23 protein-coding genes and 1 pseudogene are annotated in these 25,690 nt (G+C 69.9%); 16 read left to right on the forward strand and 8 right to left on the reverse strand.

The window, feature by feature from the left end; genetic code table 11:
• A complete protein-coding gene (locus tag J1792_RS35360) occupies positions 1-684 on the reverse strand; it encodes a response regulator transcription factor (RefSeq protein WP_086570054.1) in 684 nt (227 codons plus the stop codon).
• Between the two features lie 192 nt (positions 685-876).
• On the opposite strand from J1792_RS35360, the pseudogene J1792_RS35760 reads away from it, so the two are divergent.
• A pseudogene (locus tag J1792_RS35760) lies at positions 877-1,002 on the forward strand (integrase); the annotation flags it as partial.
• Between the two features lie 393 nt (positions 1,003-1,395).
• On the opposite strand, the gene J1792_RS13290 reads toward J1792_RS35760, so the two are convergent.
• The gene (locus J1792_RS13290; RefSeq protein WP_086570051.1) at positions 1,396-2,067 is read right to left on the reverse strand and encodes a DedA family protein; all 672 of its coding nucleotides are present in this window, start codon (positions 2,065-2,067) and stop codon (positions 1,396-1,398) included.
• Between the two features lie 152 nt (positions 2,068-2,219).
• Here J1792_RS13290 and J1792_RS13295 point away from each other — a divergent pair, with 152 nt between their 5' ends.
• From J1792_RS13295 to efeU, 4 genes are all read left to right on the forward strand, one after another.
• On the forward strand, positions 2,220-2,591 hold the full coding sequence (locus J1792_RS13295) for a BlaI/MecI/CopY family transcriptional regulator (RefSeq protein WP_086570049.1): 372 nt from the start codon (positions 2,220-2,222) through the stop codon (positions 2,589-2,591).
• Entirely contained in the window at positions 2,588-3,526 is a 939-nt protein-coding gene (locus J1792_RS13300) for a M56 family metallopeptidase (protein ID WP_086570047.1), read from the forward strand. Before J1792_RS13295 ends, J1792_RS13300 begins: the two co-directional genes overlap by 4 nt.
• A gap of 155 nt (positions 3,527-3,681) precedes the next feature.
• On the forward strand, positions 3,682-4,833 hold the full coding sequence (gene efeO / locus J1792_RS13305; RefSeq protein WP_207247288.1) for an iron uptake system protein EfeO: 1,152 nt from the start codon (positions 3,682-3,684) through the stop codon (positions 4,831-4,833).
• 22 nt (positions 4,834-4,855) lie between these two features.
• Positions 4,856-5,701: an iron uptake transporter permease EfeU gene (gene efeU, locus J1792_RS13310; RefSeq protein WP_086570043.1), complete on the forward strand. Its 846-nt coding sequence runs from the start codon at positions 4,856-4,858 to the stop codon at positions 5,699-5,701.
• A 419-nt stretch (positions 5,702-6,120) separates the two neighbouring features.
• Here the strand turns inward: efeU and J1792_RS13315 are convergent, their stop codons facing one another.
• From J1792_RS13315 to J1792_RS13330, 4 genes are all read right to left on the reverse strand, one after another.
• Positions 6,121-7,584: an ABC transporter ATP-binding protein gene (locus tag J1792_RS13315; protein ID WP_207247289.1), complete on the reverse strand. Its 1,464-nt coding sequence runs from the start codon at positions 7,582-7,584 to the stop codon at positions 6,121-6,123.
• A gap of 65 nt (positions 7,585-7,649) precedes the next feature.
• The gene (locus J1792_RS13320; protein ID WP_086570040.1) at positions 7,650-8,495 is read right to left on the reverse strand and encodes an ABC transporter permease; all 846 of its coding nucleotides are present in this window, start codon (positions 8,493-8,495) and stop codon (positions 7,650-7,652) included.
• Complete coding sequence (locus J1792_RS13325; protein WP_372446126.1) at positions 8,492-9,514, reverse strand: ABC transporter permease; 1,023 nt, start codon at positions 9,512-9,514, stop codon at positions 8,492-8,494. Before J1792_RS13325 ends, J1792_RS13320 begins: the two co-directional genes overlap by 4 nt.
• Positions 9,499-11,052, reverse strand: coding sequence for an ABC transporter substrate-binding protein (locus J1792_RS13330; RefSeq protein WP_086570039.1), 1,554 nt, complete (start codon positions 11,050-11,052; stop codon positions 9,499-9,501). Before J1792_RS13330 ends, J1792_RS13325 begins: the two co-directional genes overlap by 16 nt.
• Positions 11,053-11,403: 351 nt before the next feature.
• Between J1792_RS13330 and J1792_RS13335 the strand changes: the two genes are divergently transcribed.
• Genes J1792_RS13335 through J1792_RS13355 form a run of 5 tightly spaced genes read left to right on the forward strand, consistent with a single transcriptional unit; the run spans position 11,404 to position 17,288 of the window.
• The gene (locus J1792_RS13335; RefSeq protein ID WP_207247292.1) at positions 11,404-12,396 is read left to right on the forward strand and encodes a TauD/TfdA family dioxygenase; all 993 of its coding nucleotides are present in this window, start codon (positions 11,404-11,406) and stop codon (positions 12,394-12,396) included.
• Positions 12,397-12,424: 28 nt separating this feature from the next.
• The gene (locus J1792_RS13340; protein WP_086570036.1) at positions 12,425-13,441 is read left to right on the forward strand and encodes an ornithine cyclodeaminase; all 1,017 of its coding nucleotides are present in this window, start codon (positions 12,425-12,427) and stop codon (positions 13,439-13,441) included.
• Positions 13,438-14,820 carry a type III PLP-dependent enzyme domain-containing protein gene (locus J1792_RS13345; protein ID WP_307842971.1) on the forward strand — a complete coding sequence of 461 codons (1,383 nt, stop codon included), beginning with the start codon at positions 13,438-13,440 and terminating at the stop codon, positions 14,818-14,820. The genes J1792_RS13340 and J1792_RS13345 overlap by 4 nt, the downstream gene beginning before the upstream one ends.
• Before the next feature lie 36 nt (positions 14,821-14,856).
• Positions 14,857-15,882 (forward strand): cysteine synthase family protein, encoded by a 1,026-nt coding sequence (locus J1792_RS13350; RefSeq protein WP_086570034.1) that lies wholly within the window; start codon positions 14,857-14,859, stop codon positions 15,880-15,882.
• Positions 15,883-15,890: 8 nt separating this feature from the next.
• Positions 15,891-17,288, forward strand: a complete 1,398-nt coding sequence (locus J1792_RS13355) for an MATE family efflux transporter (protein ID WP_207247293.1) — start codon at positions 15,891-15,893, stop codon at positions 17,286-17,288.
• Positions 17,289-17,490: 202 nt separating this feature from the next.
• Here the strand turns inward: J1792_RS13355 and J1792_RS13360 are convergent, their stop codons facing one another.
• Positions 17,491-18,456: a pirin family protein gene (locus J1792_RS13360; RefSeq protein WP_086570093.1), complete on the reverse strand. Its 966-nt coding sequence runs from the start codon at positions 18,454-18,456 to the stop codon at positions 17,491-17,493.
• 35 nt (positions 18,457-18,491) lie between these two features.
• A complete protein-coding gene (locus J1792_RS13365; protein WP_207247295.1) occupies positions 18,492-18,821 on the reverse strand; it encodes a hypothetical protein in 330 nt (109 codons plus the stop codon).
• A gap of 388 nt (positions 18,822-19,209) precedes the next feature.
• On the opposite strand from J1792_RS13365, the gene J1792_RS13370 reads away from it, so the two are divergent.
• The 6 genes from J1792_RS13370 (at position 19,210) to J1792_RS13395 (ending at position 25,471) form a co-directional block, all read left to right on the forward strand.
• A complete protein-coding gene (locus J1792_RS13370; protein WP_207247296.1) occupies positions 19,210-19,710 on the forward strand; it encodes a flavoprotein in 501 nt (166 codons plus the stop codon).
• A 301-nt stretch (positions 19,711-20,011) separates the two neighbouring features.
• The gene (locus J1792_RS13375; protein WP_207247299.1) at positions 20,012-20,872 is read left to right on the forward strand and encodes a transposase family protein; all 861 of its coding nucleotides are present in this window, start codon (positions 20,012-20,014) and stop codon (positions 20,870-20,872) included.
• A gap of 89 nt (positions 20,873-20,961) precedes the next feature.
• Complete coding sequence (locus J1792_RS13380; RefSeq protein WP_207247300.1) at positions 20,962-21,705, forward strand: NUDIX hydrolase; 744 nt, start codon at positions 20,962-20,964, stop codon at positions 21,703-21,705.
• On the forward strand, positions 21,706-22,869 hold the full coding sequence (locus J1792_RS13385; protein ID WP_207247302.1) for a 5'-methylthioadenosine/S-adenosylhomocysteine nucleosidase family protein: 1,164 nt from the start codon (positions 21,706-21,708) through the stop codon (positions 22,867-22,869).
• A complete protein-coding gene (locus J1792_RS13390; RefSeq protein ID WP_207247304.1) occupies positions 22,866-24,851 on the forward strand; it encodes a hypothetical protein in 1,986 nt (661 codons plus the stop codon). Before J1792_RS13385 ends, J1792_RS13390 begins: the two co-directional genes overlap by 4 nt.
• An 80-nt stretch (positions 24,852-24,931) precedes the next feature.
• Positions 24,932-25,471, forward strand: a complete 540-nt coding sequence (locus tag J1792_RS13395) for a hypothetical protein (protein WP_207247308.1) — start codon at positions 24,932-24,934, stop codon at positions 25,469-25,471.
• Positions 25,472-25,690 lie beyond the last annotated feature (219 nt).

Here is a 25,690-nt window from a genome sequence, read left to right on the forward strand (position 1 = left end):
TCACCGCCCCCCGGGCGGTTCGAGGCGGTACCCGACGTGCCGCAAGGTGGTGATCCGCACCTGGTCACCGAGCTTGCGGCGCAGCGCCGCCACATGGACGTCGAGAGTCTTGGTGGGACCGAACCAGTTCTCGTCCCACACGTCGCTCATCAGATCCTCCCGGCTCACCGCCTGCCCCGCGGAGGCGGCCAGCCGGGCCAGCAAGTCGAATTCCTTGGGCCGCAGAGCCACCTCCCGCGTCGGCGTGAAGCAGCGCCGGGCCGCGCGGTCGATGAGCAGCGTGCCGTGGCGGATCCGCGCGGCGCCGCCGTTCCCTCCCGGTGACGCACGCCGCAGATGCGCCGCGATGCGTGCCTGGAGCTCGGCGAGCCGGAACGGCTTGGTCAGGTAGTCGTCCGCGCCCGATTCCAGGGCCTGGATCACGTCCATCTCGCCGGTGCGGGCGGTCAGCACCACCAGCACGGCATCGGGCAGACGTTCCCGCAACTGTCGGCACAGCTCGAACCCGTCGGCATCCGGCAGCCCCAGATCGAGCAGCACCAGCTCGGCGGGGCCCCGGGCGGCCCTGGCCAGCGCCGCCGCACCGTCGGGACACCACTCGCTGTCGTGGCCCAGGGCCCGCAGCGTCGCGGCGAGCCTGTCTCCGATGGTCTCGTCGTCCTCGACGATCACGATGCGTGCCACAGCCTCACGCTAACCGCAGCGAGAGGGCAGCATCCCGACGGCAGCTCGTGTGTTTCACGGGGGTCGGCCAGTTCCGGCAGCTTGTGGACATCGTGCACCGCTTCCAGCGCACACACCGTGGTGGCGGTCATCAGCACGCGGCCGCCCTCAGCCGCCCCGGGTGGCTTGCGCGGGGGCGGGGCCAGCAGGTGACGCATCACCACCGCCGTCCTACGGGACGCCACGCACTGGGACGAAGTCGTCGCCATGCTCGGCCACGAACACCTGCGCCGTCACGGACTGCGCCACACGGGCCTGACCTGGATGGCCGACGCCGGCAGCGGAGGGTGGCGTGGTTGCTGGGGAAGGACCAATCGCCGGGGGCGGGGCAGGCTTCCAGCGTGATCACGTGCAGCGACTGGCAGGGGCGGGCTTCGCGGACCAGCAGTTTGAGCAGGCTGCTGATGGCGAAGGCGCCAACCGTGATCACGGGCATGGCCAGAGCCTGCGCCGCCTGCTCGGGGTGGCGGTTTCGGGCCTGCCACCAGCCCAGCAGCATGAGGATGGCGAACAGGGCCAGGCCGTAGGCGGAGTAGTCGTCGATGAGGCGGTTGATCCAGGCCGGTGCCTGTTGTGCGGAGTGGACCACGCCGAGGTAGGTCGGACCGTCGATGCCGGCTCCATCGAAGATCCCGTTCGCCTGAGCGGCTGGTTCCGCTGTCATGCCATGCATCAGGCGCTTTTCTTCCGGTGCGCTCGCCGGGAGCGCAGAAGCTCGAACGCGACCGGGACGAGTGAGATGACGACGATGAGGGCGATGATCGGCAGGAGGTAGTGGTCGATATTGGGGATGGAGGCGCCGAGGGTGTATCCGGCCAGGACCAGGCCGATCGTCCACACCAGGCCGCCCAGGATCTGCCAGAGGGTGAAGGCGCGTACCGGGACGTCGAGGATGCCCGCGAGCGGGTTCAGCACGGTCCGTACGATCGGCAGGAACCGGGCCAGCACGATCGCCTTCGCGTACCCGTACTTCTGGAGGATCTCCGCCGCGCGGGCGGCGCCGTCACTGATCTTGCGGGACTTCGTACGGGCCAGGAACGCCGGGCCTGCCCGCCGGCCGAGCAAGTAGCCGGTCTGGGCGCCGGCAAGGGCGCCCACCGCCGCGGCGAGCAGCACCCAGGGCAGTGACAGGCGCCCGGGGGAGGCTGCCGAGCCGGCGCACAGCAGTCCGGCGGTGAACAGCAGCGAGTCACCGGGCAGGAAGAACCCGATGAGCAGGCCGGTCTCGGCGAACAGGATCACTGCGATCCCGATCGTCCCGAACGCCGCGAGCAGGGACTGCGCGTCGAGCGGGTTCACCGCGAAGTGCACCGGCGGTGGTGCAGCGAGCTGCGTGAGGATCATCGGCGCGGGAATCCCTTTCGATAGGGGGCTCACCGCCGCAGGCACGACAGAGTGCCGGGCGGCATCGGAGGCGCACGGACCACATACCCTGTGTCTACAGGACGGTAGTCCGTCTACTTCACTGTAGACGATCTCGGTGGGAGGATGGTTCGATGGCGCAGACCGACGGTGAGCGCAGGCCTGCGGGCGAGCTGGAGTCCAGTGTTCTGGCGGCGTTGTGGGCGGCGGGCAGACCGCAGTCGGCGGCCGAGGTCAGGGCGGCGATACCGCAGCCACTGGCCCGCACTACGGTGGCGACCCTGCTGGCACGCCTTCACGAGAAGGGGACGGTCGGCCGCCGCCCGGGCGGCCGGGGGTTCGTCTACTTCCCGGTGGAGGACTCCCACGGCCTGACCGCGCGCCGGATGCACCGCGAGCTGGACCAGGACGACGACCGGGGCATCGTGCTGGCCCGGTTCGTGGACGGACTCAGCCCCGAGGACGAGGCGGAGCTCAGGCGCCTGCTGGAGGGAGGCGGTCAGTGATCGCCCTGCTGCTCCTCCCCCTCGTACTGCCGTGGATGCTGCCACCCCTCGCGCGGCGGGCGGTCGAGCGGGTGCGGCCCGAGATCGCGCTGTGGACGGTGACCACCGCCACTGCCGCGCTGGCGGTCGGGGTTGTGGCGTGCCTGGGGGCCCTGCTCCTTCCGCTCGCCCTGGCGATTCCCCCGCTCGCCGCTCTCGCGGAGCTGATCCAACCGCTCCAGGCCGGGCCACGACTCGCGGTCCTCGGGGTCTCCGTGCTGGCTGCCGGACTCCTGGCGGTCACCGTCGTCACGGTGGTGCGGCACACCACGTCGGAGGCGAGGCGCCTGCGCGCCGCACACAGAGAGGTCTCCGGCCTTCCGCACGCCGGGGGCCTGTGCGTCCTGGAGGATCCCCGGCCGGACGCCTACGCCTTGCCACCCAGTCTGCGCCGCCCGGGCCGGATCGTGGTGACCACCGGCATGCTGCGCTCCCTGGACCCGCGCGAGCGCGAGGCCCTTCTCGCCCACGAGCGCGCCCACCTTGCCGGGCACCACCACGTCTTCCTCGCCGCAGCCCAGCTCGCCGGCTGGTGTCACCCGGCGCTGGCCGCCGTCGCCCCCCATGTGTCATTGGCCGCCGAACGCGCCGCGGACGAACGTGCGGCCCGGGCCGTGGATGATCGAACACTCACCGCACAAGCGGTGGGGCGCGCGGCACTGGCCGCCACCCGCGGACGCGAGCGGGGGCCGTCGGTGCTTGCCGCCCGCGCCGTCACCGGACCCGTCCCCGCCCGGGTCAAGGCCCTGCTCACCCAGGCACCCGCCCGCCGCCTCGCCCCCGCACTGCTGGCCATAGCCCTGCTGTGTACCGCGGCAGGCACCTCTTCCGTGGCAGGAACCGTCTTGCTGCACCGCGGCGTCGAGATCGCCCAGGGCGAGCAGCCTTCCGACTGACCCCACCCCGCGCCCCGCGCGGTAGCTACGCACCCCCTCCCACGTAATGGAGTTAGGGCAGCCTTCCTTTAGTGTCTACAGTTGAGTAGACTCCGCAGCGCCGGGCACCCCTGCCCGGCGCTTTCGTCTCTCTGCCCCTATGAAACGAGGCGTCCATGCCCGTCAGACCCCGTCACCTTCTGGTCGGCGCCAGCACCGTCATAGCGGCGGTCGTATCGCTGTCGGGATGCTCACAGAAGGCCACGGGCGGCGACGGCTCGATCAAGGTGACGGCCTCGGACTCCAAATGCGAAGTGTCCCGGGCCGAGTTCCCGGCCGGGCACCTCACCCTGGACGTGGATAACACCGGCTCCAAGGTCACCGAGGTGTACGTGCTGTTCCCGGACGGCCGGATCGCGGCGGAGCGCGAGAACATCGGCCCGGGCACGAAGGCTTCGATCACCGCCGAGATCAAGGCCGGTGACTACGAGATCGCCTGCAAGCCCGGCATGAAGGGCGACGGCATCCACCGGAAGGTCACCGCCACCGGTAAGAACACGGCTGCTGAGCGCAGCCCGGAGATCGACGCGGCGGTCGCCGGATACCGGTCCTACGTCCTCACTCAGGCCGAAGAGACGCTGCCGAAGGCGAAGGCGTTCGCCGACGCGGTCAAGGCGGGCGACATCGAGACGGCGAAGAAGCTCTACGCTCCCTCCAGGATCGGGTGGGAGCGCACCGAGCCGGTCGCCGAGTCCTTCGGCGACATCGACCCCAAGGTCGACATCCGGGAGGACGGCCTGGAGGCCGGCCAGGACCCGGAGAAGGACTGGACCGGCTGGCACCGCCTGGAGAAGGCGCTCTGGCAGGACAAGAAGATCGACGACCAGGAGAAGCGGCTCGCCGACCGGCTCGTGGCGGACCTCAACGACTGGGTGAAGAGGGTCGGCACCGCCGAGATCACCCCCACCTCGATGGCCAACGGAGCCAAGGAACTGCTCGACGAGGTCGCCCGCAACAAGATCACCGGCGAAGAGGACCGCTACTCCCACACCGACCTCGTGGACTTCAAGGGCAACCTCGAGGGCGCCCAGAAGTCCTACGAACTCCTCAAGCCCGTCGCCGCCAAGAACAACCCGGGGCTCACCCGGGAACTGGACGGCCAGTTCACCGCTCTGACCGGGCTGCTGGACAAGTACCGCATCGGTGCCGCCGGATACGAGTACACCTCCTACGACAAGGTCACCGAGCCGCAGCGCAAGGAGCTCTCGGACGGCGTGAACGCGCTGGCCGAACCGCTGTCCAAGCTCGCCGCCGCCGTCGTCAAGTAGCCCGGAAGGACAACTCCACCCCATGTTCGGCAACTTCCTGATCGGACTGCGCGAGGGCCTGGAGGCCAGCCTCGTCGTCTGCATCCTCGTCGCCTACCTCGTCAAGACCGGCAACCGCCGCCAGCTGCCACCCCTGTGGGCCGGTGTCGGAATCGCCGTCACCCTCAGCCTCGCATTCGGCGCGCTGCTGCAGTTCGGTTCCTCCACCCTCACCTTCCAGGCCAAGGAAGCCCTCGGCGGCACCCTTTCCATCCTGTCCGTCGGCCTGGTCACCTGGATGGTGTTCTGGATGCGGCGCACCGCCCGCCACCTCAAGAGCGAACTCCAGGACAAACTCGACGCCGCCCTCGCAGTCGGCACCGGCGCCCTCGTGGTGACCTCCTTCTTCGCCGTAGGCCGCGAAGGCCTGGAGACCTCCCTGTTCATCTGGACCGCCGCCCAGGCCACCGGCGACGGCATCCGCCCCCTCATCGGAGCCCTCCTGGGACTCGCCACCTCCGTGGTCCTCGGCTGGCTCTTCTACAAGGGCGCCCTGCGCATCAACCTGGCCAGGTTCTTCCGCTGGACCGGCGCCATGCTCGTCGTCGTCGCGGCCGGCGTCCTCGCCTACGGCATCCACGATCTCCAGGAGGCCGACCTTCTCCCCGGCCTGCACGACCTCGCCTTCGACATCAGCACCACCATCCCCCCGGACTCCTGGTACGGCACCCTCCTCAAGGGCGTCTTCAACTTCCAGCCCGACCCCACCGTCCTGCAGGTGATCGTCTGGGCGCTCTACCTGACCCCGGTCATGGGCTTCTTCCTGGCCCCCGAACGCCCCCGGCCCGCACCGAATACCCAGACGGCGGCCGGGGCACCGGCCGAGTAGCGGCTGCGCCGCGGACCGGTCCCGGTCGCACCGCCCGCGGGCGGGCCGGTTCTGCACTCCGGGGCGGACACGACGCCCGAACCGGAGCGCAGGCCCATCACGCCGGGGCCGGCGTCACCAGGAAATCGACCGCCACCCCGCAGCGAACGCCGACCCTACGGTGACCCCATGCGCGCATCCTCTGCCACCCTTCTCCCGGTCAACGCGACCCTCGGAACGGCAAACCCGCACCACGTCGGCAGGGACGCCGGCTACTGGCCTCCCTCCGATCACACGCCCCGGCACCCACCGACCACCGGCGCGGAGACTGACCGGCCGCCCGGATCACGCCCCGTCCACACCCTCCAATGCCCAAGGGCACCACGGCGGCCGGCATCACGCACACGCCGGATGCCGGACGACTGCGGATCGGGTCCTCGTCAGGTCATCGCCACGAGCGAGGCGGTGGGCCCGCTGTCGGTGATGCGTCCGGCGTCGAGAAGGTGGACGGTGTCGGTGTAGCGGGCGATGAGGTGGTGTTCGTGGGAGACGACGACCAGCGTCATGCCGTGCCGTTCGCGTAGGGCCGTGAGGAGACTCATGATGGCGGTGGCGGTGTCCGGGTCGAGGGCGGAGGTGACCTCGTCGCAGAGCAGGACGTCGGGGCCTGCGGCGAGCGCGCGGGCGATGGAGACGCGCTGGCGCTGACCACCGGAGAGCTCGGCGGGGTAGCGGCGGGCGAAGTCGGCAGGCAGTCCGACGTCGGCGAGGAGTCCGGTGACCCGGTCGGCCAGGTCCGCCTTCGCGGTGGCCTGGTGAAGCCTGAGGGGCCGGGCGAGGGTGGCGCCGACGGTCCGGGCGGGGTTGAGGGTGCCGAGCGGGTTCTGCGGGACCAGCTGGATGCGGCGCTGCCGGTCCCGGCCGCGTTTGCGGGCCAGGGCGGGCAGCACCTGATCGTCGAGGGTGAGGGTGCCGGCGTCCGGCCGCTGCAGTCCGGCGAGAACGCGGAGCAGGGTTGTCTTACCGGATCCGGAGGGGCCGACGATGCCGGTGGCGCTGCCCGGTGCGGCCGCGAAGTCCACTCCGTCCAGGGCCAGGCGGGCGCGTCCGTGCCGGGTGAATCCCACCGTGAGGCCGTGGGCGGTCAGCCCGTTCCCCGCCATGCCGTCGGGGTGGGAAACGGTGTCCTCCGGACGCGCCGGGAGCGTGGCAGGCCGTGGCGCCGGCCGGCAGGCCGTGGCGAGGTCGACGACGTCGTCGGCGCAGCGGTCGACGAGTTCGGGGTCGTGGCAGGCGAGGACGATCGCGAGGTCGCGAGTGGTGGCGAGGTGGCGCAGGAGGCCGGCGATCTCGTCGCGCAGTGCGGTGTCGAGTCCTGCGGTGGGTTCGTCCAGCAGGAGGATGCCGGGGCGGCGGGCGAGGGCTCGGGCGAGTGCCACTCTGCGCTGCTGCCCGCCGGAGAGGGCGCCTGGCCGGCGGTCGGGCAGCCCGTCGTCGACGGGCAGGCGGCACTCGGCGAGCAGGTCCCGCACCGCCTGCGGGGAGGGGTCCACGGCGGTCTCGGCTACGAGGCGACGGACGCGCATCCGGGGGTTGAGGGCGGAGCCGGGGTCCTGGCCGACATGGGCGACCTGGTGGCGGCGCAGGTGCCGCAGGCGGTCCGGGGCGAGAGCGAGGACGTCGTGGCCGAGGACCTCGACAGTTCCTGACGAGACGTGGGCACCGGCGGGCAGGTCACCGATGACGGCGCGCAGCAGGGTGGACTTGCCGGAGCCGGAGGGGCCGGTGAGGGCGGTGACGCGGCCGCGCCGGAGGGTGAGGCCGGCGCCGGACAGCAGCACCGGCCCGTCGGGTATCCGTATCTCCAGGCCGGTGACGCTGACCACGGTCTGGTTGTCGGTCATGGCCGCAGGGGGTTCCTCTGCTCGACGGGGCGGGGGTACGGACGCCTGCTGCCGGCGGGTGGGAGTCACCGGCCCACCGCCGATGTCCGGCGCGCGGAGGGCACGAGCGCGTCGGCGGCGAGGTTGACGCTGACGGCCAGGAGGCCGATGGCGAGGCTGGGTGCGACGACGGCCCAGGGGTTGAGGAGGGCGCCGGGGGCGTTCTCGCGGATCATCAGGGCCCAGTCGGCGGCGGGTGGCTGGGGGCCGAGCTGGAGGAAGCCGGCCATGGAGATGACATAGACGGCGGCGACGAAGCGCAGGCCGAACAGGGCCAGGACCGTGGCGCGCAGGTTGGGCAGGATCTCGCGCAGCGCCAGGTGCCACAGCCGTTCGCCGCTCGCGGTGGCGGCTTCGACGAAGCCGGACGCGGCGAGGGGCGCGGCCGCGCCGGCGATGACGCGGACCGCGTAGGGCACTCCGAGGACGGTGGCGGCGGCCATGACGGCGAGGCGTCCGCCGCCGGGCCAGGCCAGGGCGATCAGCATCATGCCCAGCACGGGCGGCAGCAGGATGGCGACGTCGGCGCTGCGCTCGACGAGTCGGCCCAGGGTGGGGGTGAGGACGGCGAAGCAGCCCAGCACGGCGGCCAGGGCGGTGACGAGCACGGCGACGACGAGCGCGCTGCCGATGAGGGCGCTGCCGCCGTGCAGCATCCGGCTCAGCACGTCCCGGCCGAGCTGGTCGCCGCCCAGAAGCGCGTCCTTGCCGGGCGGGGAGTAGGGGGCTGTGACGGGAGTGCCGATGGGGTGCGGGGCGAACAGCGGTCCGGCCAGGGCGAGCAGCGTCAGCAGGAGCCCGGGCGCCACCGGGAGGAGCACGCGAGCGAAAGGGCGCCGGGAGCGGATCGGGACGGATGCGGGGGCGCTCATGGACGGGCTCCCAAAGTGCGGGCACGGATGAGGTCGGCGCCCAGCAGGACGAGGCTGATGACGGCTCCGGTGCAGGCGACGACCCCGGCGATGACGGGGGTGTCGCGGTCGGCGACGGCTCCGGCCAGGACGGTGCCGAGGCCGGGGTAGTTGAAGAGGGTCTCCACGACGACCGCCCCGCCCAGCAGCATCCCGGTGGACGTCGCGGCCCCCGTGGCGATCGCGGGCCACGCGCCGGGCAGGGCGTGGCGCAGCAGCACGCGCCGGGGGGACAGCCCGTCCAGCCGGGCGGCCGTCACGTGCGGGGCCCCGGCCTGGTCGGCCAACGCACCGCGGACGATACGGGCGTTCCAGCCGATCTGAGGTACGGCGAGGGCCAGGACCGGCATGACGAGCATGGTCCAGGAGGCGGGCGAGCCGTCGGGGGCGGTGAGGGTGACGGCGGGCAGGAGGCCGGTCCACAGCGACAGGACCAGCAGCAGGCCGATGGAGACGACGAACTCCGGCAGGGCCAACGCGATGCCGGAGGCGAAGCCGACGATCCGGTCCACCGCCCCGCCGGGGCGCAGCGCCGCCCAGCAGCCCAGGGCGAGCGCCGCGGCGAGGGTCACGGCGAAGGCGGTGGCGCCGAGCAGGAGCGTGTTGGGGAAGGGGGCGGAGAGCAGATCGGTGACGCGCTCACCGCGCGCGGAGGTGCCCAGGTCACCGGTGGGCAATGCGGTCATCCAGTCCCCGAACCGCTCCCACACGGGCCGGTCCAGGCCGAGCAAGTGGCGCCGGGCCGCGGTGTCGGCCGCACTCTCGCCGCGCTCGGAGGTGGCCGAGGCCGCGTCGCCGGGCAGCAGCTCGATCGCGGCGAACACGACGGCGAGCAGCACGGCCAGCATCAGGGCACGTTTGGCGAGCACCACGCCGGCACGGCCGACCGCCCGGAGGGAACGGCGCAGGGCCGAGGGCGCCGCAGGTGCTGCGGCGGCCTCGGCCCCTTCTATCGCTGCCTCGCTCAACGCGCGAGCCAGACGTTCTCGAGCTGGACCCGCCCGTAGCCGGGGAGCTTGGGCAGGTTGCGGACCTTGGGCCCGGCCAGGTCGATGCCGTCGGCCATGCCCCAGAGCAGGTAACCGGACTTGTCGTACTCGATCTGCTGGAGCTCGCGCAGGGACGTGGCGCGCTCCTTCTTGTCGGCGGTGCCGATGACCTTGCGGTATGTGTCGTCGAAGTCCTTCTCGGACCAGCCGGCCTCGTTCTGCCCGGCGCCGGTGACCATGGTCTTGGAGGCGAAGAACACCACGGAGTCGTTGGTGCCCCAGTAGGTGGTGTAGAACTCGCCCTTGAGCCAGGTCTTGTCGTAGAAGGCGCCGGACTCCTGCTTGACGACCTCGACCTTGATGCCGGCCTCGCGGGCCTGGTGGGCGAACAGGGTCGCGGACTCGGCCAGGCCGGGGATGTCCTCGGTGGTGATGAGCTCGTAGGTCTTCGAGAAGTCGAAGTTCGCCTCTTCGAGGAGCTTCTTGGCCTTGGCGAGGTCCCGCTTGCGCTGGGGGATGTCCTTGGCGTAGGCGGGGTCGCCGGTGCCCAGGATGTCGTTGGCGACGGTTCCGTAGCCGGAGAGGACCTGCTTGACCATGGCCTCGCGGTCGACGACGAGCTTCATGGCCTCGCGGACCCGGACGTCGGCGAAGGGCCCGTCGGCAGTGCGCATGACGATGGGCATCGCCATGTCGTTGGGGCGGCGGACAACCTGGATGTCCTTGCGCGAGGCGGCGGTGCGGGCGGCGACGGCGCCGGCGTTGGAGGCGACGTCGATCTGGCCGCCCAGAAGGGCGTTGGCCATGGCCTGGGGGCTCTCGAACATGGTCACCTCGATGGCGTCGAGGTGGACCTGCCCGCCGTGCCACTTGTCGTTGCGCAGCAGACGGGCGTTGCCGCCGCGGAACCAGTCGAGCTTGAACGGGCCCGTGCCGGGAGCCTTGACGATGTCCTTGTCGGCGGTGTCCTTCTTGAGAACGAACGTGGACAGGCGGGTGAGCAGGGGCAGTTCGGCGTTGGCGTAGTCGGAGACCAGGACCACGGTGTCCTTGCCGTCGGCGGTGATGTTCTCCGCCTTGATGCCCGGCAGCCGGGCAGCACCCGCGGGGGTGTTGCGCAGCCGGCGCAGCGACCACACCACGTCATCGGCGGTGACCGGTGAACCGTCGTGGAATGTGGCGCCCTTGGCGATCGTGAACCGCCAGGTCTTCAGGTCGTCGGACGCCTTCCAGCCGGAGGCCAGGCGCCCGACGGTGTTGTCCTTCAGGCCCGGTGCGGTGAGCGTGTCGTAGACGAGGGCGATGATGAGGTAGTCGCTCTCGTTGCCCTGGTTCCCGTGCGGGTCGCGGGTGGTGGCTGAGGACCGGCCGAGCGCGCCGATACGGAGGGTGCCGCCCTTGCGGGGGGCGCCGCCGGCGGAGTCCGCCGGTGAGGAGGAAGCGTCCTTGCCGCCCCCACAAGCGGCGAGCAGCACGGCCGCGCCTATGCCCCCGCCGGCCCCCAGCGCCTGGCGCCTTGTCCAATTCACGTCGTCCTCGTTCCGCTGCGACCATCGGCTACTTAGGCTTGCCTACCCTAACTCGGTCATGATCGCAAGGGTGAGTGGGTCTTGAAGCGAAAGGCGAATCACCCTCAACTTCCGTTTCTCGTCCGCCAATCGGTCAAAATCGGGTGAAGCGGACTATTTTTTAGTAAGGTTTGCCTTACCTAATTTCAGTGGTACTTTCCTCGGCAGCCGCTGACGCCAACCGCCGGTTCCCGCCATCTGCCATTCCCCCCACAGGCCGCATTCCTGTGTACCGCCCCGCCTTGCGGCCGCCCCGAGGCATGCCCGGAACCCGCTCCTCCGCCCCACCGCACGGAAACGGATGACTTCGCCATGAGTACGGGAACCGCCCCCGTCCGCCTGCTCGACGCCGCCTCGGCCGCCGAGCTCCACCGGGCCGCCGGACAGATCCTCGCCGCATCCGGCACCTCCGCCACGTCCCCCGAACTCCTCGGACGGGTCGCCCAGTCGGCGGCCGCCCTCAGCGAAACGGTCCGGCAGCACCTGCGGCCCGTCGACACCGATGACGGCCTGTTCGTGCTGCGCGGCCTGACCGTCGACGACGCCGACATAGGCCCCACGCCCGGAAGCTGGGCCACCGCCGGGGACAGCGGCGCCGTCCACGACATCGTGATGCTGCTGCTCGCCACCGCCATGGGCACCCCCATCGCCTGGGAGGGCCAGCAGAACGGGCGGTTCGTCCACAACATCGTCCCTGCCCCGGGCCACGAGCAGGAGCAGACCGGCGCCAGCAGCTCCGTCCTCCTCAGCCCGCACACCGAGGACGCCTTCCACCCCGGCCGCGCCCACCTGCTGATGCTCGGATGCATGCGCAACCACGACAACATCGCCACCACCGCCGCGAGCATCCGCAAGGTGCGGCTGGACGAGGCCGACATCGCCGTCCTCTCGCGCCCCGAACTGCCCATCCTCCCCGACGACGCCTACGCGGAGGCGCAGGGCTTCGACGGGAGCCCGCCGGACGTTCCCGTCCTGTGGCACTCCGCGGACGGCCTCACCCTGCGCTTCGACCCCGCCTACACCCCGCTGGAGAACGCCACCCCCGCCTACCGGGCCGCGTACGAGCGATTGGAAGCCGAACTCGCCCGCGTCTCGGTCGCGGTGAGCCTGTGCCCCGGCGAGGTCCTCGTCGTCGACAACGACCTCGTCGTGCACGGCCGCGTCCCCTTCACGGCCCGCTACGACGGCACCGACCGCTGGCTCAAGCGCGCCTCGGTGCGCGTCCCCGGGCGCGCCACCCGCCCGCCGGCCGAGGCCGCCGAGCACGGCTACGGCCAGGCCGCCCTCGAGGCGTACGCCGCCTGATCACCGACCAGCAGACGAGGAGCCAACCATGACCAGCCCCACCACGGGCCCCTGCATACCCGCCGACGACACAACCCTGCGCCTGCTGTCGACCAGCGACCTCGCGGGCATCGACATCTCCCTCGCCGACGTCGTCGACACGGTGGAGGGGGCCTACCGCACCCTGGCCGCGGGCCTCTCGGACAACCCGCGCAAGCTCACCGTGAAGCCGTCCGACGGCCACTCCGTCTCGTACGCCATGCTCGGCCGTGACGGCTCCCGCGACGTCGTCGCCGTCAAGACCTCGTACAAGCACGGCCTGCACAAGGGCCGCGAGGAGCAGCACTACTACACCGCCCTCACGCTTTACGACGACGTCACCGGCCTGCCCGTGGCGATGATGGACTGCGGTCGCATCGGCTCCCTGCGCACCCCGGCCGTCTCCGCGCTCCTCGCCCGCGAGCTCGCCGCCCCGGGGGCGCGCGGCGCGCTGGTCATCGGCACCGGCACCCAAGGACGGCTGGCCCTGCCGTTCCTGCTCACCACACTGCCCGACCTGGACCGTCTGATGCTCTTCGGCACTCACGCGGAGGGCATCGAGGCGGTCCGGGCGCAGCTGCGCGCCCACTTCCCCGACCGGGACGTCGAGGTCGTCACCGACGCACGGGCCGCCGCGGCCGAGGCCGACATCGTCGTGGCCACGGCGGGCGCCCACACCCCTGCGGCGATCGAGGCCGACGACCTGAAGCCCGGCGCGCTGTCGATCCTGGTCGGCCACGGCCTGGCCCCCTCCGCCCTCCACCGCGCCGACCGCGTCGTGGCCACCAGCGAGGCCCAGATGAAGGTCACCGGCACCGACATGGCCGACGCCGACGGCAACTTCCCCGCCGTCGACGCCGAGTTCCCCCCGGTCCTCGCCGGCACGGCGACCGGCCGCACCACGCCGGACCAGCGGATCTTCGCCTACAACAGCGGACTGGTCGTCACCGACATCGCCCTCGGCCACCGCTTCGCCCAGCTCGCCATCGAGCAGGGCCTGGGGACGCAGGTGCCGCTGTGGCGGTGAACGGCATACCCCAGGCGCTCCCCACGCTCCCCACGCTCCCCGCGCACCCGGACCCCGAGACCGACGCGGTCCTCGACAGCGGCCTCCTCCACGAACTGGCCCACGCCTTCGGCGGCCCCTTCCACTTCCTCCTCCCGCACCGCTTCGACGCCAACCTCACCGCGTTCCGGACGGCGCTGGACGAGGCCGGGGTCGACGGACGCGTGTACTACGCGAAGAAGGCCAACAAGGCCGCCGCGTGGATCGAACGCTGCGCGGCTACCGGCGCCGGAGTGGACGTCGCGAGCCTCGGCGAACTCCGCGAGGCCCTCGCCCACGGAGTACGCGGCGAGAACATCGTGGTGACCGGCCCGGCCAAGAACGAGGAACTGCTGCGGATCGCCGTCCTCCAGGGCGCCCTGACCGCCGTCGACTCCCTCGACGAGCTGGACCGGATCATCGCGCTGGCGCGCACCGGCGCGGTCCGCCCCGCCCGGCTGCTGCTGCGCCGGCTCCCCCCGGCGCAGCCCCACAGCCGCTTCGGCCTGGACGAGGCCGAGCTCGAAGAGGCCCTGACGAGGTGCGTACGGGCGGGCGACGCCGTCCGGATGGAAGGCTTCAGCTTCCATCTGTCCGGCTACGCCGTCCAGCCCCGCGCCGACCTCGCCGGACAGCTCGTCGACCTCTGCCTCAAGGCCCGCGTCCTGGGGCTCCAGGCCGACCGGATCAGCATCGGCGGCGGCTTCGCCGTCGACTACGCGGCCGCCGACGACTGGCACGCCTTCCTCGCGACGCAGCAACCCGGGCACTACCACGCCCGCAAGACCTTCTCGGCCGACGGCTTCTACCCGTACCACTCGCCGGTCGCCGGGGCCGGCGCCCTCCGCGCCGTACTGGCCGCCGTTCCGGCGGCCGGCCGGGACAGCCTCGGCGCCAGACTTCGGGAGACCGGCACCATCTTGCTGATGGAGCCCGGCCGCGCACTGCTCGACCGGGCCGGCGCCTCCGTCTTCCGCGTCCAGGGAGTCAAGGACCGCGACGACTACGCCATTCTCACCGTCGACGGCACGAGCCTGAGCCTGTCCGAGCAGTGGTTCAACAGCGAATACCTCCCCGACCCCGTCCTGGTCACCCCGGCCGGGCGGGCCGTCGGCACCGGCGTCCACCCCGCGTGCGTGGGCGGTGCGACCTGCTTGGAGTCGGACATGCTCACCTGGCGCAAGATCCCCTTCCCGGCCCGTCCCTCGGCCGGCGACCTGCTGGTCTACCCCAACACGGCGGGATACCAGATGGATTCGAACGAGTCGCCGTTCCACGACCTGCCGCTGCCGCCCAAGGTCGTCCTGGAAACCACCGAAGGGCGGCCGCGCTGGCGCCTGGACCGCCGCCCCGCCTGCTGAAACCCTCCGTCCCACCTGTCACAGGAGCTCCCCCCCATGAACGAGGCACTGACGCGCCCCGCCGTGGTCTCCCGCATATCCGACCTCATCGGATACACCCCGCTGTTCGAGCTGTGCCGCTCCGAGAACGGCAGCCGCCTCCTCCTGAAGCTGGAGATGTACAATCCCACCGGCACCGCCAAGATCCGCATGGCCCGCGCCATGGTCGACGCCGCCGAAGCCGCGGGCGAGCTGCGCCCCGGCGGCCGGATCATCGAGTCCACCTCGGGCAACACCGGACTGGGCCTGTCGGTGATCGCCGCCGAGCGCGGTTACACCTTCACCGCCGTCGTCGACAACCACGCCTGCTCCGACAAACTGCGCGGCATGAAGGCGCTCGGCACCGAGCTCATCTATGTCGTCGACGACGGTACCGAGGAGCTCGCCACCGCGGCCCGCGAGGAACTCGCCGAGGACATGGCCCGCGGCCAGGACAACACCATCTTCACCGAACAGCACAACAACCCCGCCAACGGCGTCGGCTACTTCCCCGTCGCCCACGAGCTCCACCAGGCCCTCGACGGACGGATAGACATCTTGATCGGCGCCGTCGGCACCGGTGGCGCCCTGTGCGGCACCACCCGCGAGCTGCGCAAGCTCGTCCCCGGCCTGAAGACCGTCGGCGTCGAGCCCAAGGGCTCCGTGGCCTTCGGCGGCCCCGCCCACGACTACTACCAGTCCGGCACCGGTACCCCCGAGGGCGCCGGGATCGGTGCCCTGGTCGACTTCGACCTGATCGACGAAGGGGTCAAGGTCGGCGATGTGGAAGCGTTCGCCACCTGCCGGGCCGTCGCCCGCACCGGCCTGCTCATCGGCGGATCCGCCGGCGGCGTCGTCCACGAGGCCCTGACCCGCCTGCCCTCGCTGCCGCCGGGCACGACTATGGTCGCCCTCGTCAACGACGGCGGGGAAAAGTACATGGACACCGTCTTCAACGACGACTGGATGAACGACCGGAACCTCATCGACCCCGCCACGGAGCGCGAGATCGACGAAACCCTCACCAAGCTCCGCGAGAACTGATGCCCTCCATGCAACCGACCGCTCTCCTCCGCGACGGCCGCGCGCTGGCCGTCCTCGCCGTCCCCCTCGTCCTCACCCAGCTCGCCCAGGTGGCCCTGACCACCACCGACACGGTGATGATGGGCCTCCTCGGGACCCGGGACCTGGCGGCGGGCGGCCTGGCCATCGTCATCTTCAACCAGCTCCGCACCATGGGCGTCGGCCTCGTCACCTCCGTGGGCAACCGGATCGCCGCCGTCGCCGCCCACGCGGAGACAGCGGAAGGCGACTCTGCGGAGAGCGACGAGGGGGTTCGAAAGATCGTCCGCGCGAGCATGGCGGTGGCCACCCTCGCCGGACTGGCCGGGGCGATCCTCATGCTCCTCATCGGCCAGGCCCTCACCCTGCTCGGCCAGGACGACGCCGTCGCCGACCGCGCGCAGACGATGCTGCTGGCACTGGCCCCCGGCCTGCTGCCGTGCCTGTGGTTCCAGGCGATCCGTCAGTTCACCGTCGGCATGCGCCGCCCACAGGCCCTGCTGCAGATCACCATCGCCTCGGTCGCGGTCAACGCCGGACTCAACTGGCTGCTGATCCACGGCACCTGGGGCCTGCCCGAACTGGGCCTGCCGGGCATCGGCGTGGCCACCTCCACGGTCTACCTGCTCTCCTTCCTCGCCCTGTACGCCTCGGCGAAGAGGGATTCCGTCCTCGCCCCGCTGCTCAGCCTCAACGCGCTGCGGGCCGACCGCGCCACCGTGCGCGAGCTCATCGGGCTCGGCATTCCCATCGCCGCGACCTACGGGTCGGAGGCCGGCTTCTTCTCGGTCACCGCCCTGATGGCCGGCTCCTTCGGCAGCGCCGCCCTGGCCGCCCACACCGCCGTCAACCAGCTCGTCTACATCGTCTTCCAGGTCGCCGTCGGCCTCTCCCACGCCGCCTCCATCAACGTCAGCCGCGAACTCGCCCTCGGCCGCGTCGACGCCGCTCAGCGCATCAAGAACACCGCGCTCGCCTGCGCCGCCGTCGTCATGGCCGCCGTCGCCGTCGTCTACCTCACCCTGCCCCACCTGGTGCTGCGCCCGTTCCTCGACGCGGGTACCGCGGGCGACGACAAGGCCGTCTCCATCGCGACCCAACTGCTGCTCGTCATCGCCGTGCTGCAGTTCTTCGACTGCGCCCAGAACATCGGCGTCGGCCTCCTGCGCGGCCTCGACGACACCAAGAGCGGATTCCGCATCACCCTCATCGGCTACTGGGCCGTCGGCCTCCCCGCCGCCTGGCTCCTCGGCTACGCCGCGGGCCTCGACACCCTCGGCATCTGGCTCGGCCTCCTCACCGGCCTCGCCACCACCGCGGTCCTCCTCCTGCGCCGCTACAACACCGCACTCCATGCCCGCGCACCCCACCCGGCAGCAGTCGCCTGACCGGGGCCCGCGAAGACGAGCGCCATGCCCCCTCCCGGCCGCGGGCACCATGCCTGCAGGACCGCGGCAGCATGTTCGGGCATGGCGCCGGCGGCATGAGGCCAGGCAAAGATCTGCCAGGCTATGGACCTGGACCTTCACCTGCTGTCAGCTGCGCTTCCGGGGTCGGTTGAACGGTCTGCCCCAGGAATGTTCGCCCAGCTCAGCGTGCCCTTCCTCGCGGTTTGAGCGCTACCGGAGGCAGTTCGGGAGCGGACAGCCGGGTCCCTTCGTAGCCGTGCACCTCGCCGAAGCGGGAGCCGGTCATCCACTCCGAACGGGCCTGTGCGATCTCCTCGTGGGCACGACCGACGAAGTTCCACCACATGACGATCCGCTCCTCGAACGGCTCCCCGCCCAGCAGCAGGAACGAACTGTCCACGTCCGCCCGCAGCGGCAGCTCCGACCGCCCGCACCCCAGATACAGCATCGAGCCGGGCGCGAGCCGCACCCCGTCCACCTCGGCCTCTCCGGACATGGTGAGCGCGGCGTACTCGAAGTCCGGCCGCAGCGGCAGACGCGCCGACGCGCCCGCGGCCAGGACGACGTCCGCGCCGACGATGGGCGTGAACGCGGTGGCGGGGGAGGCGGCCCCGTCCAGCTCGCCCATGATGACCGTGGCGGTCAGCCCCCCGCCGGTCACCTCCGGCAGCGCGGCGTGATGCTCCCACGCCGGCGCCGTGTGCCGGTGCGCGTCCGGCAGCGCCACCCACAGCTGCGCGCCGTGCAGCACGGCCGCGTGCTCCCGCGGCGACTCCTCGGAGTGGCTGATGGCCCGCCCCGACGTCATCAGCCCCAACTGTCCCGGTCGCAACGTCTGCTCACTGCCGAGGCTGTCCCGGTGCAGCACCTCGCCGTCCTGCAGCCAGCTGACCGTCTGCAGCCCCATGTGAGGATGCGGCGGCACCTGCATCCCGGGCGCCCGCGCCACGTCGTCCGGCCCGTAATGATCGATGAAACACCACGCCCCGACCATGCGCCGCCCGAGCGTGGGCAGCAACCGCCGCACCATCGTGCTCTCCCCGAGCCGTACTTCCTTGCCCGCCGACAACTCCCGCACGGGCCCCGCGCCCACCCCGCCGCGCCCACCGCACTCGGTGGGCGCCGGGTGAAGATCAAGATTGCTCATGGGGCAACTCTGCCACCCGGGGCTCGCGAGGGAGGTCAACTTCCGGGGAAGGACTGAACACCCTTCCGGCATCCGCGTATCCAGTCGTCCGGATACCCGGTCCCGGCCTCCTCGGCCCGCTTCTCGCACCCGCCCCACACCGTCTCCCGGACGGCCGCACCCTTGCCGTGCTTCTCGAGCACCTCCTGGCCGGCCGCGAAGCCCTCCGCGAACGCCGACCGGGCCGTCCCCTCGCCCGGGTCCTCCTCGTCGTCCGCCGTTCCGCCGCCTCCCGCGCACGCGGCGAGAACGACGAGGCAGACGAGGGCGGACGCGGCCGACGACGCCTTGATCGTCCACCGAGAGGGCGAGGGCTTCGATGCCATGCGCCGTACGGTACGCGAACGCCCCCGCCGGCCGGAGCCGGCGGGGACGTGGGGCCCGGAGATCTGAACGGCTGAGGTGACGTTGGTGCTCTACCACCTGAGCTACGCCGACCCGAAGTCGGCGACGGGATTCGAACCCGCGACCTCCCCATTGGCAACGGAAGTAACCCCTGCCTGCGCACCCAGGCGAAGATCACCCCAACCGCCGCCGACGGCCCGGTCACGTCATTTGCGCGGTGCCCCACCCGCCGCCGGGCAGTGGGCAACCGCACGAGGCTGGTACGCCTCGATCGCATCCGGAACGGTTCCCCCGCATGCCTGCGGGGGAACGGTGCCCGCCCCCGCCGCGAGCCGGTCCGGGGGCGGACCCATGTGATGGGATCAGCGCATGACCACGCCTGTGCTCTACCTGCTGGGGACCGCTGCACCTCCGGTCCTGGACATTGGCGACGTAATCCGCAGGGCCCACTCGGATGGATGGGATGTCTGCCTCGGTTTGACTCCAACCGCCGCGGAATGGCTTGAGGACCGTCTGCCCGCACTGGAGTCACTGACCGGACGCCCCATCCGATCGCGCCACCGTCGGCCCACGGAGGTCGACGTGTGGCCCGCTGCCGACGTCGCATTGGTGGCGCCGGCCACCTTCAATACGGTCAATCACTGGGCTCTCGGGCTGACCAGCCATTTCGTCCCGGCCTTCGCCGCAGAGGCCATCGGCAAGGGCATCCCTCTGGTGACGATGCCGTGCGTGAACCAGGCGCTCGCCCAGCATCCGCAGTTCGAGCGCTCTCTGGCGACCCTGCGAGATGCCGGCGTCACCGTGCTGCGCGGTGCCCCCGACGTCGACTGGGACGCCGCTCTCTCCGAAGCGGGAAGGCGGATCGACTGACAGGCAGCTGCGCCCCCACACGATCAGGCAGCAGCCGTGAGCGCACGTCCTTCGGACGTGCCACTGCACTCGGCGCCCTCCTTCGACTGCCTTCCAGAAACCGTCGCAACGCCCTGCTCTGGGCCTTCGGGGCACGGTGGGGCGTGGAACGGCTACGCGATCTCTTAGCCAACCCGCCGGGCGAGACTTGCATGCCAGCGGCAGCGCCGGCTCTCCCGCTTGTGGTTGTCCGCGGCGCAAGGAGCTGGGCTCCCGCTGGCGCAAGCTCACCCCGGGCGCCCAGGCGGTCGCCGTACTCGCCGTGCTCCGCCACGACCAGCTCCTTTCCGACATGGCCGGTGGCAACGCCGTCGCCGCTTCCACTGTGCGTCGCTGGGTGAAGGAAGCGATCGAGCTCCTGACTGTGCGGACCCCGCGTCTGGACCGGGCGCTGAGGAAGATCGCCCGCAGCGGCGGAGTCGTGGTCTTGCTGGACGGCACCCTCATCCGCACTCGCCGTCGCACCGGGGCGGACAGCCGGAAGAACTTCTCCGACGAGCACAAAGCCCATGGCTTGCTGTTTCTCGCGCTGACCGACGAGAAGGGCAATCTGATCTGGCTCTCCGCGGCCAGGCCCGGCCGCACCAGCGAGATCACCGCCGCCCGCCACAATAAGATCACTGGCCATCTGCGCGAGGCCGGACTCGGAGCCCTGGCCGACCTCGGCTTCATCGGCCTGGACGACGCTCCCGACTACCCGGTGATCATCACCGGCCGAAAGGCCACCCGCAACCACCGCCTCACCGACTCCGAGAAGGAAGCGAACCGCCTGCTCAACCGCGAACGCGCCGCCGTCGAGCACGGCTTCGCGAACCTGAAGTCCTGGCGCTTCCTCACCAAGATCCGCATGAACGCCCGGCACGCACCGACTACAGCTTCCGCTACGTCCAACTGGGCACTCCGGACAGGCACCGTCGCCTGTCCAGCCTGGCGGCGGGCGAGGACATCGACTTCTTCTGCCTCACCGACGTGGACACACCCCCCGTCCGCCCGACCGTCAGCCCAGGCAGCCCTCCACACCCTCCGGGAACGCAAGTACCCGTTCCCGAGCCGCCTCGAGGCAACACTGAACCAGCAGACCACGATCGGCCCCCGCCTGGCTGCGGAGCGGACGACGAGTTGACCGCTTGGAGTGCCTCCGCCATGCGGCACCAGCGGCCTCCGCGTCGCCCTTCTTGTTAAAGTGACAGGAACCGAAGTACCGTAAGTGACATGCAAGTTGACGTGTGGTCGCCAACGCCCGTGCTGTTGACGGTCGATCTCGTGATCCTGACGCTGCGTGAGGGGCGACTGTGTGTCCTGCTCGTGGAGCGGGGCGAAGATCCTTTTCGGGGCATGCTGGCTTTGCCTGGCGGATTCCTCAATCACGCCGGTGAGGAGATTCTGGACGCCGCCCACCGTGAGTTGAGCGAGGAAACCGCTCTGGTTGCCGAGTGGGTGCATCTTGAACAGTTGGCCATCTACGGGGACGCGGGCCGTGATCCACGGGGACGAGTCGTTTCCGTGGCCCACTTGGCGATCGCGCCGGGACTCCCCGAACCGGTCGCGGGAACGGATGCCATGGATGCTGGGTGGGTTCCCGCGGAAGCCGTCCTGTCCGGTGAGGTGGAACTGGCCTTCGATCACCGACGGATCGTGACGGACGGAATCGAACGCGCGCGTACCAAGCTCGAATTCTCGGCGCTGGCCACGGCATTCTGTGGAGAACTCTTCACCATAGCCGAGTTGCAGCAGGTGTACGAGGCGGTTTGGGGCACCGAACTCGACACCCGTAATTTCTACCGGAAAGTCCAGGCCGTAAAGGGATTCATCATCCCCGCCGGCTCGGGACGTAGGGTCACGGGAGGACGGCCCGCGCGACTGTACCGGGCCGGACCGAAGACGGTGTTGTTCCCACCACTGATCCGGCCTGTGCCGTCCACGACGGAAGAGGACACGAAAGGGGAACGGGAATAGATGTCGAAAGACCTAGTGGTGATTCTCACCGCCCTCAATCTCGAGTACCAGGCCGTGCGCCGGAAACTGGCTGGTCCACAGGTGCACCGTCATGAGCGTGGGACGCGGTTCGAGGTGGGAACCGTGCAGGGCACTTCATGTCGTGTCGCGCTCGGTCTGACGAACAAAGGGAATCATTCCGCCGCGGTGATCGCTGAGCGCGCGATACAGGAGTTTTCGCCGGTGGCCGTGTTGTTCGTCGGCGTCGCCGGTGCCCTGTGGGACACGGCCAGGCTGGGCGACGTGGTGATGGCGACACATGTGTACGCCTACCACGGCGGGACCAGCGAGGACGACGGGCTCAAGGCCCGTCCCCGGGTGTGGGAGGCGGCGCACGGTATCAGCCAGCTCGGCTCGCATCTGGCTCGCGTGAACGACTGGGCAGACGACACGCCCGGTCATGGGCGCGCGCCACAGGTGCGCTTCGGTGCGATCGCCGCCGGCGAGGTCGTGCAGAACTCGAAGATCTCGGCTGAGGCGCGGTGGATCCGGCAGCACTACAACGACGCGCTCGCTATCGAGATGGAGGCCGCCGGTGTGGCGCAGGCCGGTCATCTCAACGGGGCACCGGTGGCCATCATCCGGGGAATCAGCGACCGAGCGGACGGTACGAAGAGCAGCGCGAAGGACCGTAACTGGCAACCACGGGCCGCGGCGAACGCGGCGGCATTCGCCACACGGCTGGCCGTGGAACTGGTGGGAGAACAGGAACAGATCGCAATGTCCCAGGCAGACAGGGCCCATACGGCCGACAGACTCAAAGAGCACGTCAGCAACACCGCCCATAACAGCACCGTTGGCATCATGGCCGGCTCAGTCAAGGAGAGCAGCGTCTACTTGAACGCGGACCCGAAGGTGACCAGTCCGGCGGACCTGGTTGCGGAACTGGACGGTTTCCGTGAGCACCTGAAGCGTCACCACGCCGAGGGCGCCCTCGACGACGACATCCACCGAGAGGCACTGGCCGAGCTGGGCTTTGCCCGCCGGGCGGCAAGGGAGAACACTCCCGAATCGTCCAAGAGGGCGACCATGGCACTCAAGAGGTTACGTGGTCTGATCGCAGAGTTTCCCGATCTGGTGGCCAGGCTGGCACCACTGGTTGTTGCGGCGGGTGACTTGTCATGAACGACGGCAGCAGTGTCACGCACAATTCGGCCGCATACGACTCCACCGTCGGAATCCAGGCCGAGACCGTACACAACTCCAACGTTTACTTCGTCCATCCGGATGCATCGCCTCAGGAAAAGTACAAGGTCGGTGTGCGGTTCCTGGAGGATGGTATCCCCAGCCGTGCTCGCGACATGATCAGTGACGCGATCGCTCACGGACACGACAACGCGGAGGTCCGTTTCCACTGGGTGCTTGCCATGCTCAGTGCACGTGCTTACCACGACCTCAGTACCGAAGAACTCCAGCGGCTGCACCATGCCTCCGGGCTCGTACGGACCTACGCCGAGGGAGAGTGGAAAGACGCTCTGCGCGTCGCTTTCGAACTGCTGGCGATGGTCAGCACCGCGGACGGCGAAACAGGACGCGTACTGGAGCGGTTGCGAGCCCTGTCGCCTCGCCAGCGTGACGCGATCCTCCACCACCTCGACCTCGTACTCACCGGAGGGCTGAAGGACAGCCTGTGGGCCGAGAACCGCGAGCGGGCCGAGACAGCTCGCTTCGGCAACGACCGGGTCCAACGGGTCTGGGCCTATTTCGAACCCGACCCCATCGGGCCACGGGCCCTGCCGCCCCGTCCGAGCACCGGTGCTGCCGCCCAGGCAGCCCTCCCAGTCCGAGCCGGCCTGTTCGTCGTCGTCACCGCAGTCCTCTGGATCTTGGCGCTGGTCGCGGATCCGGCTGCGGCAGTCATCGAGTTACTGGTGGCACTCGGTGCGGGCCTGACCGCGGCACACTTCGGCCGCCGATGGTGGTACCAGGAACATCAGCTGAAGGCCAAGAACCGTGAGTCCCACATCCCGCACACGGGTGATCCCGCCTCTACTGGGGACGGGTTCACCAATCGCGTCCGTCATTCATTCGATCACTACTTCAGTACCCGTGTGCCCCACGGATTCGCCCCGCACGAATGGCTCGGTCGTACCGTCCACATCCGCAACAGCCTCGTCGCCGAGATCGCGCTTCTCTACCGCGAGAGCCGAATCAGCGTGGACCGGGTCAACTGGCTGATCCGCTATCTCGCTGAGGATGCCCGAGACCGCCACAACAAAGGTACTCTGTTCGATCACCGCCACCAGAACCAGACGCTGGCGGTGGTGAAGGCGCTGTGCGTGGTCGCCCTCATCACTCTCGGCATCACGACTCTGGTCCTGCTCGGAACAGTGGCCTCAGGTGCCGGTGCGTCGCAGATGCTGCTGGCCATCCTGGCCGTAGTCGGTGCGGTCTGGTCCGGACGCGCGGCTGCGTCCTCGTGGCTGGAGGCCCGGGGTGAAGAGCACCGACTGGCCGAGGAATCCCAGGAATATCAAGAGCGGCTGACCGCGCGGCAAGTCGCCTACCAGAACTGGAAGTCGTTCCTGGACACCACGCGACCCAGTGAGCTGGAAATGGAGACCTGGCTCACCTGCGACAAGACGCTGTTCGTCGACGAAGCACTCCGCCACTACCAGCTCACCTGGCGCGACCTGATCACCCACACCATCCTGATGACACCCACACGCCCCTACAAGCGAGGGCGTGTGAAGGGCGGTCCTTGGCGATACTCGCGCTACAGCTTCCGTCTCTTCCTGGTCACACAGGATGGCGTTCGTGAAATCAGCACGGAATTCGATTTCACCGACGCGAAACGTGGGAACGAACAGCGAAGCAACTACCGGTTCGACGCGTTGTCCTCCGTACAGGTCACGGAACGCACCCATATCGGCTACGACCTGGAGCTCGTCCTCACCAACGGGCCGGCCAGGAACATTCGTGTCAAAGACGCCGACACCCATCAACTGGCGCCGGACGAAAACGCCCAGGAAATCGCCGAAATCAACCTCAATGCGGCTGGTTTCATCCACACCTTCCGCCTCCTGGAAGGAATCGCGGCGGAGGGAAAGGGGTGGATCGAACGAAACAACCCCAACAACCTGCCGTCCTTCCGCGCTGCCGACTGAGTCTTCCGGGCCTTCAGGGCGGGCAGGGGTCGGAGCCCTGCCCGCCCACTCATCAGCCCAGCCGGGACCCGAGCTTAGGAATGGCCGTGGCCGCCATAGAAGACGTCACCGAAAGCAGACTGCTGCTGGCCGAGTACGACCGCATCAAGGAGGAGCAAAAAACCCGGATAGGATTCCGTGACAACCTGCTCTACTTCACGCTCGCCGCGTCCACCGCGGTCCTGGCGATCACCGTCCAGAGCAGGCAGGCTCAACTGCTGCTCGCCGTCCCCGTGATCTGCCTGGTCCTGGGCTGGACCTACCTGGTCAACGACGAGAAGATCTCGGCAGTCGGCTGCTACATCCGCGACCAGCTGGGACCGCGGCTGGCCGAGCTCAGTGGCGCCCACGGCGCAGTGTTCGGCTGGGAGATCTTCCACCGCGACGATGCGAGCCGCATTACGCGCAAGCGACTACAGACCGCTGTGGATCTGTTCACGTACTTGGCCTTGCCGATGATCTGCGTGACCGCATTCTGGTGCTCTCCCGCCGTCCAGCCTTTACTCGTGATCGTCTCCCTCGCACAGACGCTTTCCCTGGCCGTACTGGGCTGGCAGTTCCTGCGCTATGCGGAGCGGTAGTGCGGCTCTGCCGCCCCGCTTCATATTCAATTCGCCGTCAACGCGCCCCTGACGGACGATCACGTGCTACCGATCTCCACCCTGGCCAGCACGAGCACCCCACCGAGACGACACGCCAGCCCCGCCGACCAGCAGAAATCAGGATGGCAGGCCCTCAAAGTCGCCGAGGCCGACACACGGCGAAACTGAGCAGGCCGACCAGTACAGCGACGGCGGGAA

The sequence above is a fragment of the Streptomyces triculaminicus genome, assembly GCF_017349075.1.
Taxonomy (GTDB): domain Bacteria; phylum Actinomycetota; class Actinomycetes; order Streptomycetales; family Streptomycetaceae; genus Streptomyces; species Streptomyces triculaminicus.

Bases quoted from the DNA above. Each gene is read 5' to 3' on its own strand.
- J1792_RS13295 (WP_086570049.1), top strand. From the start codon at position 2,220: ATGGCGCAGACCGACGGTGAGCGCAGGCCTGCGGGCGAGCTGGAGTCC.
- J1792_RS13340 (WP_086570036.1), top strand. From the start codon at position 12,425: ATGACCAGCCCCACCACGGGCCCCTGCATACCCGCCGACGACACAACC.
- J1792_RS13320 (WP_086570040.1), bottom strand. From the start codon at position 8,495: ATGAGCGCCCCCGCATCCGTCCCGATCCGCTCCCGGCGCCCTTTCGCT.
- J1792_RS13350 (WP_086570034.1), top strand. From the start codon at position 14,857: ATGAACGAGGCACTGACGCGCCCCGCCGTGGTCTCCCGCATATCCGAC.
- J1792_RS13395 (WP_207247308.1), top strand. From the start codon at position 24,932: ATGGCCGTGGCCGCCATAGAAGACGTCACCGAAAGCAGACTGCTGCTG.
- J1792_RS13370 (WP_207247296.1), top strand. From the start codon at position 19,210: ATGACCACGCCTGTGCTCTACCTGCTGGGGACCGCTGCACCTCCGGTC.
- J1792_RS13385 (WP_207247302.1), top strand. From the start codon at position 21,706: ATGTCGAAAGACCTAGTGGTGATTCTCACCGCCCTCAATCTCGAGTAC.
- efeU (WP_086570043.1), top strand. From the start codon at position 4,856: ATGTTCGGCAACTTCCTGATCGGACTGCGCGAGGGCCTGGAGGCCAGC.
- J1792_RS13315 (WP_207247289.1), bottom strand. From the start codon at position 7,584: ATGACCGACAACCAGACCGTGGTCAGCGTCACCGGCCTGGAGATACGG.
- J1792_RS13365 (WP_207247295.1), bottom strand. From the start codon at position 18,821: ATGGCATCGAAGCCCTCGCCCTCTCGGTGGACGATCAAGGCGTCGTCG.
- J1792_RS13335 (WP_207247292.1), top strand. From the start codon at position 11,404: ATGAGTACGGGAACCGCCCCCGTCCGCCTGCTCGACGCCGCCTCGGCC.
- J1792_RS13290 (WP_086570051.1), bottom strand. From the start codon at position 2,067: ATGATCCTCACGCAGCTCGCTGCACCACCGCCGGTGCACTTCGCGGTG.
- J1792_RS13355 (WP_207247293.1), top strand. From the start codon at position 15,891: ATGCAACCGACCGCTCTCCTCCGCGACGGCCGCGCGCTGGCCGTCCTC.
- J1792_RS13360 (WP_086570093.1), bottom strand. From the start codon at position 18,456: ATGAGCAATCTTGATCTTCACCCGGCGCCCACCGAGTGCGGTGGGCGC.
- J1792_RS13390 (WP_207247304.1), top strand. From the start codon at position 22,866: ATGAACGACGGCAGCAGTGTCACGCACAATTCGGCCGCATACGACTCC.
- J1792_RS13380 (WP_207247300.1), top strand. From the start codon at position 20,962: ATGCAAGTTGACGTGTGGTCGCCAACGCCCGTGCTGTTGACGGTCGAT.
- efeO (WP_207247288.1), top strand. From the start codon at position 3,682: ATGCCCGTCAGACCCCGTCACCTTCTGGTCGGCGCCAGCACCGTCATA.